The organism is Labrys sp. HAY1-8F (assembly GCF_056754975.1).
This window is the reverse complement of sequence record NZ_JBPGWZ010000002.1, coordinates 4199212-4213249: the sequence shown is the minus strand read 5'-3', so window position 1 is coordinate 4213249 and position 14038 is coordinate 4199212. Positions and strand designations below refer to the sequence as shown.

General features: G+C 61.4%; 8 protein-coding genes. 6 read left to right on the top strand and 2 right to left on the bottom strand.

The genetic code is table 11. The annotated features are described in order from the left end of the window. Window positions 1–158: 158 nt before the first annotated feature. Window positions 159–1961: an IlvD/Edd family dehydratase gene (locus ACR9ZN_RS28445; RefSeq protein ID WP_434955036.1), complete on the bottom strand. Its 1803-nt coding sequence runs from the start codon at window positions 1959–1961 to the stop codon at window positions 159–161. Between the two features lie 196 nt (window positions 1962–2157). Here ACR9ZN_RS28445 and ACR9ZN_RS28440 point away from each other — a divergent pair, with 196 nt between their 5' ends. From ACR9ZN_RS28440 to ACR9ZN_RS28420, 5 genes are all read left to right on the top strand, one after another. Then, complete coding sequence (locus ACR9ZN_RS28440) at window positions 2158–3345, top strand: pyridoxal phosphate-dependent aminotransferase (protein WP_454812677.1); 1188 nt, start codon at window positions 2158–2160, stop codon at window positions 3343–3345. Between the two features lie 108 nt (window positions 3346–3453). Next, on the top strand, window positions 3454–4365 hold the full coding sequence (locus tag ACR9ZN_RS28435) for a sugar kinase (protein WP_481273771.1): 912 nt from the start codon (window positions 3454–3456) through the stop codon (window positions 4363–4365). A gap of 200 nt (window positions 4366–4565) precedes the next feature. Then, window positions 4566–7190, top strand: coding sequence for a bifunctional lysylphosphatidylglycerol flippase/synthetase MprF (mprF, locus tag ACR9ZN_RS28430; RefSeq protein ID WP_481273770.1), 2625 nt, complete (start codon window positions 4566–4568; stop codon window positions 7188–7190). A 43-nt stretch (window positions 7191–7233) separates the two neighbouring features. Continuing rightward, the gene (locus ACR9ZN_RS28425) at window positions 7234–8583 is read left to right on the top strand and encodes a virulence factor family protein (RefSeq protein ID WP_481273769.1); all 1350 of its coding nucleotides are present in this window, start codon (window positions 7234–7236) and stop codon (window positions 8581–8583) included. Window positions 8584–8702: 119 nt separating this feature from the next. Further along, on the top strand, window positions 8703–9512 hold the full coding sequence (locus tag ACR9ZN_RS28420; protein WP_481273768.1) for an MBL fold metallo-hydrolase: 810 nt from the start codon (window positions 8703–8705) through the stop codon (window positions 9510–9512). A 375-nt stretch (window positions 9513–9887) separates the two neighbouring features. Here the strand turns inward: ACR9ZN_RS28420 and ACR9ZN_RS28415 are convergent, their stop codons facing one another. Next, a complete protein-coding gene (locus ACR9ZN_RS28415) occupies window positions 9888–11627 on the bottom strand; it encodes a retron Ec67 family RNA-directed DNA polymerase/endonuclease (RefSeq protein WP_481273767.1) in 1740 nt (579 codons plus the stop codon). A gap of 425 nt (window positions 11628–12052) precedes the next feature. On the opposite strand from ACR9ZN_RS28415, the gene ACR9ZN_RS28410 reads away from it, so the two are divergent. Beyond that, on the top strand, window positions 12053–14011 hold the full coding sequence (locus ACR9ZN_RS28410) for an ATP-binding protein (protein WP_481273766.1): 1959 nt from the start codon (window positions 12053–12055) through the stop codon (window positions 14009–14011). Window positions 14012–14038 lie beyond the last annotated feature (27 nt).

Sequence of the window (14038 nt, the reverse complement as noted above, 5' to 3'; positions counted from 1 at the left end):
TCGGGAAATTCCGCAAGCGTTTGAAATCCCGTGGGTTCCTCCTGATCGAGCCTGTGGCTCGATCAGGAGGAACCCACTTGGGAAGGGCCGGCAACGACCGGCCCCGTCTTCTATGCGAGCATCCCGTCAAAATCATGTCGGTGACACTTTGTCACCAACTAGTGATTGTCGCGGGGGATGCCATAGGTCTGGGCGACCCTCTGATACTTGACAGCAGGCTTGAGCACCATACCGTCGCCGAGTTGATCCACCATGGCGCGCTGGATTTCCTGCCAGGGCGTCTGGCTCGGCGCATAGTGAAAACCACCCGCCGCGGCGAGATCGGCCCGACGCTTGGCCAGTTCCTCGTCGGAGATCAGGATGTTGGCCTCGCCCTTGTTGAGGTCGATGCGCACCCTATCGCCAGTCTGCAGGATCGCGAGACCGCCGCCCGCGGCTGCTTCCGGCGAGGCGTTGAGGATGGAGGGCGAGCCCGAGGTGCCCGACTGGCGCCCGTCGCCGATGCAGGGCAGCGAGGTGATGCCGCGCTTGATCAGCGCGGCCGGCGGCTGCATGTTCACCACCTCCGCCGCGCCGGGATAGCCGATCGGCCCGGTGCCGCGGATGAACAGCATGCAGTGTTCGTCGATGCCGAGAGCCGGATCCTCGATGCGGTGGTGGTAGTCCTCGGGCCCTTCGAACACGATGGCCCGCCCCTCGAAGGCGCCGGGGTTCTTGGGATCTGCGAGATAGCGGTCGTGGAATTCCTTGGAGATCACGCTGGTCTTCATGATCGCCGAATCGAACAAATTGCCCGAGAGCACGATGAAGCCGGCATCCTGCACCAGCGCGGTGTCGAAGCTGCGGATCACGTCGGGCAGCTCGATCTTGGCGTCCTTGCAGTTTTCGCCGATCGACTTGCCGTTCACGGTGAGCGCATTCTCGTGGATGAGTTTGTGCTTCATCAGTTCGTTGACCACCGCCGGCACACCGCCGGCATGCTGGTAGTCCTCGCCGAGATATTTGCCGGCCGGCTGCAGGTTCACCAGCAGCGGCACCTTGTGGCCGACGGTCTGCCAGTCGCGGATGTCGAGCTCGACCCCGATATGGCGGGCGATGGCGTTGATGTGGATCGGCGCATTGGTGGAACCGCCGATGGCCGAATTGACCACGATGACGTTTTCGAAGGCCTCGCGCGTCATGATGTCGGAGGGCTTAAGGTCCTCATGCACCATGTCGACGATGCGCTTGCCGGTCTCGTAGGAAATCTGCTGGCGTTCGCGATAGGGCGCGGGAATGGCGGCCGAACCGGGAAGCTGCATGCCGAGCGCCTCGGCCAGCGAGTTCATGGTGGTCGCGGTGCCCATGGTGTTGCAATAGCCGGTCGAGGGGGCCGAAGAGGCCACCATGTCCATGAAGTTCTCATAGTCGATCTCGCCGGTGGCGAGCATCTCGCGCGCCTTCCAGACGACCGTGCCCGAACCGGTGCGCTCGCCATGCCACCAGCCGTTGAGCATCGGGCCGACCGACAGGGCGATGGCCGGGATGTTCACGGTGGCCGCCGCCATCAGGCAGGCAGGCGTGGTCTTGTCGCAGCCGATGGTCAGCACCACGCCATCGATCGGATAGCCGTAGAGCAATTCGACCAGGCCGAGATAAGCCAGGTTGCGGTCGAGCGCGGCGCCGGGACGCTTGCCGGTCTCCTGGATCGGATGCACCGGAAATTCGAAGGCGATGCCGCCCGCCTCACGGATGCCCTCGCGCACGCGCTCGGCGAGCACGAGATGATGGCGGTTGCAGGGGGAAAGGTCCGAGCCGGTCTGGGCGATGCCGATGATCGGCTTGCCCGACTGCAATTCCTTGCGGGTCAGGCCGAAATTGAGCTGGCGTTCGATATAGAGCGCGGTCATACCCGGATTGTCCGGATTGTCGTACCAGGCTTGCGACCGCAATCTTCTCGTCTTGTTATTGGTGTCAGCCATGGCAAGCCTCCCTGTCTTTCGTGCCCCGCCCGCGCTCTACCGCGGACAGCATTTACGCTCTACTTCACGAGTTAACACTTTTGTCAGACTATTCGCAACGGCAAAGCTCATGCGGCCGATTGCCGATTCCCAGTTTCGTGATTCTGGTGCTAGCAATGCAGTTCAGCCGACATCCCGCCGCAATGGAATGACCCAAATGCCCGATCTCGTTCCCGCCTTTTCCCGCATCGGCGAGGAGAACGCCTTCGCTGTCCTCGCCAGGGCCACGGATCTGGCACGCGAGGGGCGCGACATCATCAATCTGGGCATCGGCCAGCCTGATTTTCCCACACCTGACCATATCGTCGAGGCCGCCATCAAGGCGCTGCGCGACGGTCATCATGGCTATACGCCGGCCACGGGCATCCTGCCGCTGCGCGAAGCTGTCGCCGCCGATGTCGAGCACCGCACCGGCGTTGCCGTCTCGCCCGACGAGGTCATCGTGGTGCCCGGCGGCAAGGTCACCATGTTCATGGCCATCCTGATGTTCGGCGAGCCCGGCGCGGAGATCCTCTATCCCGATCCCGGCTTTCCGATCTATCGCTCGATGATCGAGTTCACCGGTGCCACGCCGGTGCCGGTGCCGATCCGCGAGGAGAACGGCTTTGCCTTCTCGGCCGCCGAGACGCTGGCGCTGATCACGCCGCGCACCCGCCTTCTCATTCTCAATTCGCCGGCCAACCCCACCGGCGGCGTCACGCCCAAGGCCGAGATCGATGCGCTGGTGAAGGGGCTGGAGGCCCATCCCCATGTCGCCATCCTCTCCGACGAGATCTACAGCCAGATGAGCTATGACGGCCTGCAGCATGTCTCGCTGCTGACCTATCCCTCCATCCGCGACCGCCTGATCCTGCTCGACGGCTGGTCCAAGACCTACGCCATGACGGGCTGGCGCATGGGCTTCTCGCTCTGGCCGAAGCTTTGGGGGGATGCCGCCCGCAAGCTGGCGGTCAATTCCTATTCCTGCGTCAATGCCAGCGCGCAATGGGCCGGGCTTGCCGCCCTCACCGGCCCGCAGGATGCGGTGCATGCCATGGTCGCCGAGTTCGACCGGCGCCGGAAGATCGTGGTGGATGGCCTCAACGGCCTGCCCGGCGTCAGCTCCGTGGTGCCGAAGGGCGCCTTCTATGCCTTCCCCAACATCCGGGCGACCGGCTGGAAGGCCAAGCCCCTCGCCTCCGCCCTTCTGGAGAAGGCCGGCGTCGCCACCATCGGCGGGCCCGATTTCGGCGTATATGGCGAGGGCTATATCCGGCTGTCCTACGCCAACTCAGCCGAGAACATCAGGCGGGCTTTGGCACGGATGGGCGAGTTCCTCAGCGCCAATCCGGGAACGGGCATGTAAGCCCCAGCCAAGCCAACGGATTGGCGATTGCGGCTTTGCGGTTCCAGGCGATTCCGTCTAATCGCAAAACGCTTTGGCCGCCGCCCCGCAATCCGCAAGGAAAACGATATGACTGATCTCGTCGCCATCGGCGAATGCATGGTGGAACTGTCGCGCCGCGGGGACGGCATGTCCCTGGGCTATGGCGGCGATACCTTCAACACCGCCGTCTATGCGGCCCGCCTCGGGCTCGACGTCGCCTATGCCACGGCGCTGGGGGACGACCCCTATTCCCAGGCGATCTCGGACCTCGCCGTCGGCGAGAAGGTCGGCATGGCCGGCGTGCCGCGCCTGGCCGGCCGCGTGCCGGGGCTCTATGTCATCGAGACCGATGCCAAGGGCGAGCGACGCTTCTATTACTGGCGCGACAGCGCGCCGGCCCGCAGCCTGTTCGAGCTCGCCGAGGCCGAGGCGCTGATCGCCCGTATCGAAACCGCCGCGATCGTCTATTTCTCCGGGATTACGCTGTCGCTCTATACATCTGCGGGCCTCGAGCGTTTCGATGCCGTCCTGAAACGCGCCAAGGCTGCTGGCGCCAGCATCGCCTTCGACGGCAATTACCGCCCGCGCGGCTGGGGTGGCGATCCCGCCCGGGCCCGGCAGGCTTTCAGCCGTTTCCTGCCCTTGGTGGACATCATGCTGCCTACCTTCGACGACGAGCAGGCGCTGTGGGGCGATGCCACGCCGCAGGACACGCTCACGCGCCTGGCCGACCATGGCATCGGCGAAATCGCGGTGAAGGACGGCACCAACGGCGCCTTCCTGCGCCGGGACGGCATCGATGGCCACGTTCCGGTGCCGCAAGCGGTCTCGCCCGTCGACACCACCGCCGCCGGCGACAGCTTCAACGCCGGCTATCTTGCCGCCCGCCGGCGTGAGCGCTCCAACGAGGAGGCGGCGCTGCAGGGCCACCGGCTCGCCGCGCGCGTGATCACCCATCGCGGCGCCATCATTCCCCCCGAGGCGATGGCCGGATTGTGACCCATATTTCACGCGACTGCCGTTGGAATGCCATCTTCTGTCAGCATGAACGGCCCGTCTCCTGATCTTAGACTGAACAATTCAGGAGTGGATACCGGGCACGGTGGCCACTTCGAACCCGTTCTACTGCTGACAGGAGGCTCTGATCGTATAGAAACGATTCAGTAGCTGGGACAATCGCATTGAAACGGGAACAAGGCATGGCTGAAGTGGTGGGCTCGCTCGACCGCGCTGTGGCGCGCGACGACGGCCCCAAGGTCTCGGCGGCCGCCATCCCAACGGCTGAGCGCCCGAAGACCGGCCTGCTCAAGCACATCGACTGGAGCAAGGCCGGCCTGCTGGTCGGGCTGGTGGTCTTCACCATCGCCGCGGCTGCGCTCTACCAGATTTTCGCCGGCATCACCTGGTCCGAGGTGAGCAATGCGGTGTCCCGCATCGCCTGGAGCCAGGTTGCGCTCGCCTTCGTCGCCACCGCGCTCTCCTATGGCGCCCTGATCGGCTATGACCTGCTGGCCCTGCGCCATGTCGGCGCGCGGCAGGTGCCCTTGCCGGCGATCGCCTTCACTTCCTTCATCAGCCACGCCTTCACCTATACGCTCGGCTTCGGCGTGCTGACCGGCGGTGCCGTGCGCTGGCGCCTCTACCAGGCCCATGGCCTGAAACCGAGCCAGATCCTGGCCGTGGGCGCCCTGACGACGCTGACCTTCTGGCTCGGCATCGCCACCGTCGCCGCGGTCTGCCTCTTGTTCCAGCCCTCCGTGCTGGCGCCCCTGGATGGGCTTGCGCCCGGCCTCAACCTCGCCATCGGCCTCACCGTGATCGGCGGCGTCGCGCTCTGGCTGATCATCTCGGCCCTTCGCCCGCGGACGATCAGCATCGGCGAGCACACCATGCCCCTGCCCGGCCCGCAGGCGACGCTCGGGGCCATCCTGGTCGGCCTGCTGGATACGGTGGCCGCCGCCGGCGCGCTCTGGCTGATCATGCCGGCCGGTCCGGACGCCGGTTTCGTCAGCTTCCTGGTGGTGTTCGCCATCGCCACCGTGCTCGGCGTCATCAGCCATGTGCCGGGCGGCGTTGGCGTGTTCGAGACCACGCTGATCCTGGCCCAGCCGCAGATTCCCGCCGCGGACATGCTGGTCTCGCTGATCCTGTTCCGGCTGGTCTACTACGTCATTCCCTTCGCCATCGCCTGCGTGCTGTTCGGCGCCTATGAAATCCGCCAGCGCCAGCATTCGGTGGGCCGGATCGCCAAGACGGTGCATGCGATCGCCCGGCCGATCATCCCGCGCATCGCCAGCGTCGCGGTGTTCATCGGCGGCGTCATCCTGCTGTTCTCCAGCGCCACCCCCGAAGAACATTATCGCATCGATATCCTGAGCGATCTGGTGCCGCTGCCCTTCCTGGAGGTCTCGCAGCTCGCAGCCAGCATCGCCGGCCTCGTGCTGCTGATCGTCTCCTATGGCCTGGTGCGGCGCATGGCCAATGCCCAGCGGCTGGCCGTCTTGCTGCTGATCGCGGGCGCCGTCTCCGCTTTGTTCAAGGGTCTCGATATCGAGGAGGCCATCATCTGCAGCATCGTCGCCGGGCTGCTGGTGCTCTACAGGGACGAGTTCTATCGGCAGGCCGATCTGTTCTCGGTGCGGCCTTCCTTCGAATGGATCATCGCCTGTCTCGTGGCGGTGGGCGCAACCGTCTGGCTCGGCTTCTTCGTCTATGCCAATGTCGACTACCAGCACAAATTGTGGTGGGATTTCGCCTACAACGCCGATGCCCCGCGCTTCCTGCGCGCGACGCTGGCCATGGCCGTGGTCGCCATCGGCATCGCTGCCTATATCCTGATGCATCCCAGCCGCGCCGCCTTCGATCCGGCGACGCCCGAGGAACTGGAAACGCTGGTGCCCCTGATCAGCGATTCCACCCGCTCGGATGCGCATCTGGCCCTGCTCGGCGACAAGCGCTTCCTGTTGTCGGCCAGCGGCAAGGGCTTCACCATGTATGGCGTGCAGGGGCGAAGCTGGATCGCCATGGGCGATCCCGTCGCGCCCGAGGACGAGGTCGACGCCATGGTCTGGCGCTTCAAGGAACTGGTGGACCGCAATGGCGGCACGCCGGTGTTCTACCAGGTCACCACCGGCCATCTGCCTGCTTATCTCGACGCCGGCTTTTCGCTCGCCAAGCTCGGCGAGGAAGCCTGGGTCGACCTCGAAAAGTTCACGCTCGAAGGCAGCGAGGGCCGCCGCCTGCGCCAGGCCCGCGCCAAGGCCGAGCGCTCCGGCGCCTCCTTCGAGATCGTGCCGGCCGCCGAAGTCGACGCCGTCCTCGACGAGCTCCAGGCGGTCTCGGACGCCTGGCTCGAGGAGAAGGGCAACAAGGAAAAGGGCTTTTCGCTCGGCTTCTGGTCCTCAGACTATATCAGGCGCTACGACCAGGCCGTGATCCGCCAGGACGGCCGCATCGTCGCCTTCGCCAATATCTGGCGCGGCGCCGACAAGCAGGAATATACGGTCGACCTGATGCGCTATCTGCCGCAAGGCCCGGCCGGCATGATGGACCTGTTGTTCATCGGCCTTCTGGCCCAGGCCAAAAGCGAGGGCTTTGCCTGGTTCAATCTCGGCATGGCACCACTGTCAGGCCTGGCGCGCCATCGCCTGGCGTCGCTGTGGAGCCGCATCGGCTCCTTCGTCTACAAGCGCGGCGACCGCTTCTACAATTTCGAAGGCCTCAGAGCCTATAAGGACAAGTTCAAGCCGGATTGGCGACCGAAATATCTTGCCTTCCCCGGGGACTGGCCCTACCGCAGATTCTCATGGATGTTACCGGCTTGATCGCTTCGAGCCCGAGACGCGCTTTGCCCGAGGAGGCCAGTTGATGCGCCGCATCGCCTTGTTCTGTTTCGCCCTGCTGGCCTCCACGGCATCGGCGCTGTCGGCCCCGCGTGAGGTCAAGGTGCAGGAGGAGGTCCTCGGCACCGTCACGGTGCTCGCCCCCGAGGAGGAACCCACCAAATTCGTCGCCTTGCTGTCCGACAAGGACGGGCTCACGCCGGCCTACCGCGCCGTGGCCGACAAATTGGTGGACCAGGGCGCGGCCGTGATGCTGATCGACAGCCAGGCCTTCATCGACGGCCTCGCCAAGGGCGACGAGGAAGATTGCCACTATGCCTTCGGCGACATCGAGGACTCGGCCCGCGAGGCCCAGCGCCAACTGGGCATGCAGACCTGGCGCTGGCCGGTGGTCGTCGGCCTCGGCACGCTCGGCGGCACCTTCGCCTACATCAATCTTGCCCAGGCCCCGGAAAACACCGCCGCCGGAGCCGTCTCGACCGGCTTTTCCGACGAGATGGCCTCCAAGCTGCGCATGTGCGAAGGCGCGCCGGTCTCCAAGGCCGCCGACGGCAAATGGCAGTACAAGCCGCTCGCCAAGGTGCCGGGACGCTGGACCTATGTCGGCGCTTCCGCCCCCGATCCGACGACGCAGGCCTTCGTCGCCGGCACCAAGGATGCCCAGTCGGTCTTCGCCGACGGCGGGGCTGACGCCGTTGTCGATGCCGTGGTGAAAGCCGCCGTCGAGATGGGCGCGCCGCCCAACCAGGAACTCAGCGACCTTCCTCTGGTGGAGCTGCCGGCCTCCGGCCCGCCGACGGGCCTTGCCATCTTCATCTCCGGTGACGGCGGCTGGCGCGACATCGACAAGACCATCGGCGAGATCCTGCAGAAGGAAGGCGTCGCCGTGGTGGGGGTCGATTCGCTGCGCTATTTCTGGAGCACCAAGGAGCCCGATGTCATCGCCGGCGACCTCACCCGCATCATCGGCTATTACACCAAGCTGTGGGGCGCCAAGCGCGTCGCCGTGATCGGCTATTCCCTGGGCGCGGACGTGATCCCCTTCGTCTGGCAGAAGCTGCCGCCGCCCATGCAGAAGAAGATCAACCTCCTCGCCATGCTGGGCCTGGAGCCGACCGCCGATTTCGAGATCTCCGTCTCCGGCTGGCTCGGCGTCGCCTCCTCCTCGGACGTCGACCTCAAGCCCTATCTGCCCGGCCTGCCCTTCGAGAAGACCATGTGCTTCTACGGCAAGGAGGAAGTGGTCGAGAACGGCACCGCCTGCGTCTTCCCCGAAATGAGCAAGGCCACGCTGGTGGAACGCCCGGGCGGGCATCATTTCGACGGAAATTACGAGCCGGTGGCGCGGGCGATTTTGGAGAGGTTGAAGAAGTAGGGCGAAGCATCGGCCTGGGCCCATCCATAGGCTCCCTGGCACGGCTGGAACGGCCTTCCATCGTCTCGCGGCGTAACGCCCGGCGCTACGCGAGAGTACAACCTTCATAGGAGACATCGATGAAGCGTGTTGCCGCCGGCGAGCATCATGCCGCCTATGAATTCGGTCGCATGACGTTGATTTCTCTCCGGGACGGCTATGTCGACATGCCCGTCACCCGGTTGCGCCAGCCGGGCGACCGCCCCTTCGGCCCCGACCTGCCGCCACAGCTTCATCTCGTCGAGGGCGGACTGAGGCTCTCGGTCAACGCCTTCGCCATCGATGACGGCGAGGCGGTTACGCTGATCGACAGCGGATCATCGAACGCCTGGCACCCGAGCATGGGCTTCCTGCCCCAGGCCCTGCGCGAGGCGGGTATCGCCGCCGGCCGGATCCGGACCGTCGCCTTTACCCACACGCATCTCGATCATATTCACGGGCTCATTCTGCCCAATGGCGAGGATGCCTTCCCGAACCTCTCCCGTCTCTTCGTACCCCGGGCGGAACTCGGGCTGTTCCGGGACGAAGCCAGACTCCAGCGGTTCCACGAGAGAGCGGAACCCTTCGAACCGGGGCAATTCCTGGGGGCTGATGTCGAGGCCCTGGCCGCGCCGGGCCACGAGGCCGGCCATACTTGTTTTCGCGTCACCAGCGGGGGCGAGACGATCCTGATCTGGGGTGACACGATCCACGTGCCATCGCTTCAATTCGACAGGCCGGAGCTGACCTGGGAGTTCGACGCCGACCAGGAACAGGCGCGCGCAAGCCGCATGCACCTCATGGCCCTGGCCGCCGACAATGGCTATTGTATTGCAGGGGCCCATCTCGACTCACCCGGCGTCGGCCGGATCTCACGCAAGGAGAAGGGCTTCCGTTTCGAGCCTTTGTAGGATCGGCAAGCTGCGATTAAAGAAGAGGCCGTTGCCGCCATACCAATTCACCCTCTGGAACGACGATTTGGACGCGAGCCTCGAAACGACTCAATTGGGGACGGTAGTGGACTGTCTGCCTTGAGAATCTCACACCAAAAAAGCCGCCGTCGCAGATGGGGATGGTGGTTGTGAGAAGCATATTACCGCGTCTCGTGCCAATGTAGGCTAGGCTCTAATGGGAGATCCTTACGGTCAGATGTTTTTTTGAGGGTTTCGTACAAGTAAGTACAGCGATTAGTGTTTCCTGGAGCATCCAATCTGCGGTGATATATTTCTCCGGACATCATCGCATTCAGCCCATGCCAGCAATTACGATTGTACGGTGGATTCCAGCTAAGGGACAGTCTTAATCCGCGCTGCATAGTCAGCCTTAACAGCGGCTATCCGTTGCAAAAGCGGCATAAATCGTTTAAAGTCGACCTTTGTTTTGCCTTTCTTAATAATCGTTTTAGCAAAATCGTTTTTGAAATAATGAGTGCTTTTGTTTTTCTTGCCAGTAACGTCGAATTTCTTGCCACCAAGGGTTTTCTTTAAAATTTTTTCGGAGAAAAGTCGCTCAATATACATATCTTTATCGTCAATTTTCGGAATGGCGACAACGTAAAGATTGGCGTAAATATAGTAAAATGGCTCTGAACCGTCCACAGGCGTCGCGGACTTGGTTATATTCTTGATGTGACTAAACAGTCCCTTCGATTCCTGGTCATTGTCAACGACGATAATCAGGGGATGCGTTCCGCCATGTTTGAAGTCGTTTATCCGGTCGCGATACTCCCCCAGGAAATTGCTCAGCTCGGTCACGCCACCACCCAGCTTTTGTAGCTTCCATGTGAGACTGTCTTTTGTGTCTTTCACATCGCTTCGATTGAAAAATCGTACTGCGGGCTTGATCACGCCGCCGTTTGACTCGATCAGTGTAGGGAAACTAGTCGCAAGGCTCTCGACGGCGCACTTGATGTAAATGTTATCTGTCTTACCCTCACAAAGGACAGTAGGTTTGTCAGTACCCCAGAATGAGAGATAGTCCAAGAGCTTGGCATAGGTGCATGCGTAACCGGGCAGAGGTACGCTCGGGTCAAACTCGGCGCCATCAGCTTGCCGGACCTCTTCGCGCTCCTTAATATGATAAACGAAATTCATTATGCCCCGAACTTGCTCCGGAGTTTTCACCAATTTCAGCTTCCCGTTCTTCTGGAAAGCCGCGCCCTTTGTCCATAATTGGTGGCACATAGCGCGCGCCATCCGAGAGTATTCAGCGCGGATGTTCACCTTCTCATTAACAACAAGCCCCGTGACGTCCTGACGGGAAATGCGATACTGCATTCGGGTCTTCTTTGGATTAATTTCAAAGCCGCTTTGCTTGATGATTCTCTTGAGTTTTTTTCCAATTTTCCAAGCATTATCTTGGTCGTGTGACCTCGCGGCGAGAGCGCCCGGAAACCCTTTTTCATTCGTCGAAAAGGTCAAGTCATCAACATAGCGGGTGTACGTGCAGTTCAGGGACGCGGCCAGTTTATGCAGCCGTATGTCGAGGATATGCGCGACAATGTTGGATATCACGGGCGAAGACGGGCTACCCTGCGGTAGCCGGTTCTCGTAGCAGGCTATCTGGGCGATCAGTGTGGCGACTGTCTTACTGACCCCGTATCGGGAATTTTTCAGGAAGAAGCCGTAGACGCGCCCGAAATTGATGCTTGGGAAGAAGTTGGCGAGGTCCATATTGAACACCCAGCGTCGACCTTTGTGCGCTCGAGCGTTTGTTGCGATAGAGAGAGTTGGTTTGAACCCATGCGAAAGCACATGCTCATCCGTGGTGAGCTCGCCCTCGAGTACTGTTTCAATCTCTTTAAGCCTGTTGGCCAGCCGCCGCTGAATGCGTTTCAGATGGGAGACAGGCGCACAAATCTCGCGTTTGCCTCCGCTCTTTTTTGCAATTTCGAACTTAGTGTATTTGCTGGCTTCAGGAATACCGTGGATGGCATGCCCCAGTGCCTTCGGACTTACTCCAAGAAAGGCGGCGAAGCCGTGCAGAGTCTGGACGGCCTGGAGGGTCTTAAGGGTAGAACTTGTCACGGAAATCCCCGAAGGAAGACGGCTTGCGGACACTCCTAAGCACGGAGAGACATTGATAAATTGTAGAGACCGCAGGTGGGCAATCCACCCCAGCAACTTTTCCACCTATCACGAAACATGATAGAAGAATCTGTCCGCAAGCCTATCGTTAGTTAGGCCGAAAACTTAGAGAAATTCAAGCTGTGAAAGTCTGAAATTACCTACTACCGCTTCCCAGCTAGAACTGTTTTGGAGTGGTGCTAGTATCGCGTTGCGCCTTACGACCAGTACGCGAAGCACTACCGGATCAAGATGCAGATAGGCCGGACCCAATGAACCAAATTATCGCCCTGCAACCAGGAATGCTTCGAACTAACCTCCGGGGGCAGATCCGGCAGACACAGCTTCCGAGGTGGAAGGCGCTACTTCCGCTTTTCGAGGCGGTGATGAACTCCTTTCAAGCAATCCAGGACGCGAAGTCCGACAGGCGGCATTGTGTCACGATCGTCGTCGAGCGGGACGAAGATCTCGTCGGTGAGGACAATGCTCCTATCGTCGGCTTCGAGATCCGCGATACCGGCATCGGCTTCACCGACGAGAACTTCGACTCATTCAACACGGCGTATTCTGAACATAAGTATGAACGAGGCGGGAAAGGCCTCGGCCGGTTCATGTGGCTCAAGGCTTTCGAGACAGTCCACGTCAGAACGACTTTTCAAGCCCAGGACGGCTATGACGAGCCAAGTCACTGGCTGCGGGATTTCGAGTTCGGCTTCGACTACGACCCCGACGCGGCCAGCGCGACGCAGACCGGTAGCGGTGTGCCGGGAACCACGGTCAGACTCGGAGGCTTCCTTTCGCCCTACCGCGAGGAATGCCCGGCCGACATCGAGATACTGGCGCAGCGACTAGCCGAGCATTTCATCCTCGTCCTGATGCAGCCGGAATGCCCCGCGGTCGAGCTTCATGACGGTGGAACCAAGCTGTCCCTCAACAAAGTGTTCGACGACAACTTCAAGCGCGGCGGGCACAGCGGGAACTTTGAGATAGCCGGGCGGAATTTCCGCATCGATGGGTTCCGCCTCCACTCGCCTCGCGCATCGAAACATCGCCTGATCTACGCGGCAAACTCCCGCGCCGTGATCACCGAAAGGCTCGACCAGTTCATTCCCAACTTCATCGGGCGCCTGCAGGACGAGGGGGGAGCCAGTTTCGTCTACCTCGCGGTGGTCCAAGGGAACTATCTCAACGACAGGGTCAACAATTTCCGCACTGACTTTGACATGCGCGAGGAACCAGAGGACGGGCAAGGCGATCTGCTTCAAGTCGAAGACCTCCGACGGTCCGACATCCGGACGGAATGCCTCGCATTCGTGCAACGGGACCTCGCCGAACTGATCGAGGGTCTCAACACCGCAAAAGCCAAGCGGGTCCGGAATTACGTTCGAACGGAAGCGCCGCAGTATAAACCCCTCCTTCGTTACTTGGATGAGTTCATCGGCTCGATCTCGCCGAACGCCTCTAAAATGGACATGGAGTTGGCGCTCCATCGAGAACTCCATCAACGCGAGGTCAGCCTGAAAAGGGAAGGATCCCGCATACTGACCGAGGCGGCCAAGCAGGAGGACTACGAAGGGTACCGTCAGCGCCTATCGGAGTTCATGGAGCGTTCAAACGAACTCGGCGTCTCGGCTCTCGCCCAGTACGTATCCCATCGCAAGATCATCATCGAGCTGTTGGAGAAGGCGCTCTCCAATGACAAGCGGACGGGCAAGTACCCGCTCGAGGAGGCGGTGCACAATATCCTGTTCCCAATGAGAGCGACGGACCAGGATATCCTCTATTCGCAGCAAAATCTTTGGATCATCGACGAGCGCCTCAACTTCCATTCGTTCATTGCTTCCGACCGGCCTCTCAACTCCCACACCGATTTCACCTCGGAATCGCGCAAGCGGCCGGACCTTTTCATCTTCGACCGGAAGATCGCATTTTCCGAGAAGCTCGACGACGGTATGCCGCTTGTCAGCATCACCGTCATAGAGTTCAAGCGACCGCAGCGAGACGATTACACCGGCGACGATAATCCGCTCAGACAAGTGTTCGAGCAAATACAACTCATTCGCGGTGGCCAGTTCAAGGATGACAACGGACGATCGTTGTCGGTTGCGGGGGACAAAATCCCCGCTTTCGCCTACGTCGTCTGCGACATCACGCCGAGCATGCACGCCGAGCTGAAGATGTCGGACGCGATGCCCACCCCGGATCAGCGGTCCTATTACGGATATCACCGGACCTTCGGAATCTACTTCGAGGTCATCGACTACGGGCGGCTTCTTGCCGATGCTAAGCGACGCAACCGCGTCTTCTTCGACCGCCTGAACCTCATGGACGCCCAAAGTCCCTAGAATACGACAAAAGATGTCGTGTAGGGA

What these genes read in the sequence shown, in the direction of transcription:
- ACR9ZN_RS28445 (WP_434955036.1), bottom strand. Translation starts at nt 1,961, where the DNA reads ATGGCTGACACCAATAACAAGACGAGAAGATTGCGGTCGCAAGCCTGG.
- ACR9ZN_RS28440 (WP_454812677.1), top strand. Translation starts at nt 2,158, where the DNA reads ATGCCCGATCTCGTTCCCGCCTTTTCCCGCATCGGCGAGGAGAACGCC.
- ACR9ZN_RS28435 (WP_481273771.1), top strand. Translation starts at nt 3,454, where the DNA reads ATGACTGATCTCGTCGCCATCGGCGAATGCATGGTGGAACTGTCGCGC.
- mprF (WP_481273770.1), top strand. Translation starts at nt 4,566, where the DNA reads ATGGCTGAAGTGGTGGGCTCGCTCGACCGCGCTGTGGCGCGCGACGAC.
- ACR9ZN_RS28425 (WP_481273769.1), top strand. Translation starts at nt 7,234, where the DNA reads ATGCGCCGCATCGCCTTGTTCTGTTTCGCCCTGCTGGCCTCCACGGCA.
- ACR9ZN_RS28420 (WP_481273768.1), top strand. Translation starts at nt 8,703, where the DNA reads ATGAAGCGTGTTGCCGCCGGCGAGCATCATGCCGCCTATGAATTCGGT.
- ACR9ZN_RS28410 (WP_481273766.1), top strand. Translation starts at nt 12,053, where the DNA reads ATGAACTCCTTTCAAGCAATCCAGGACGCGAAGTCCGACAGGCGGCAT.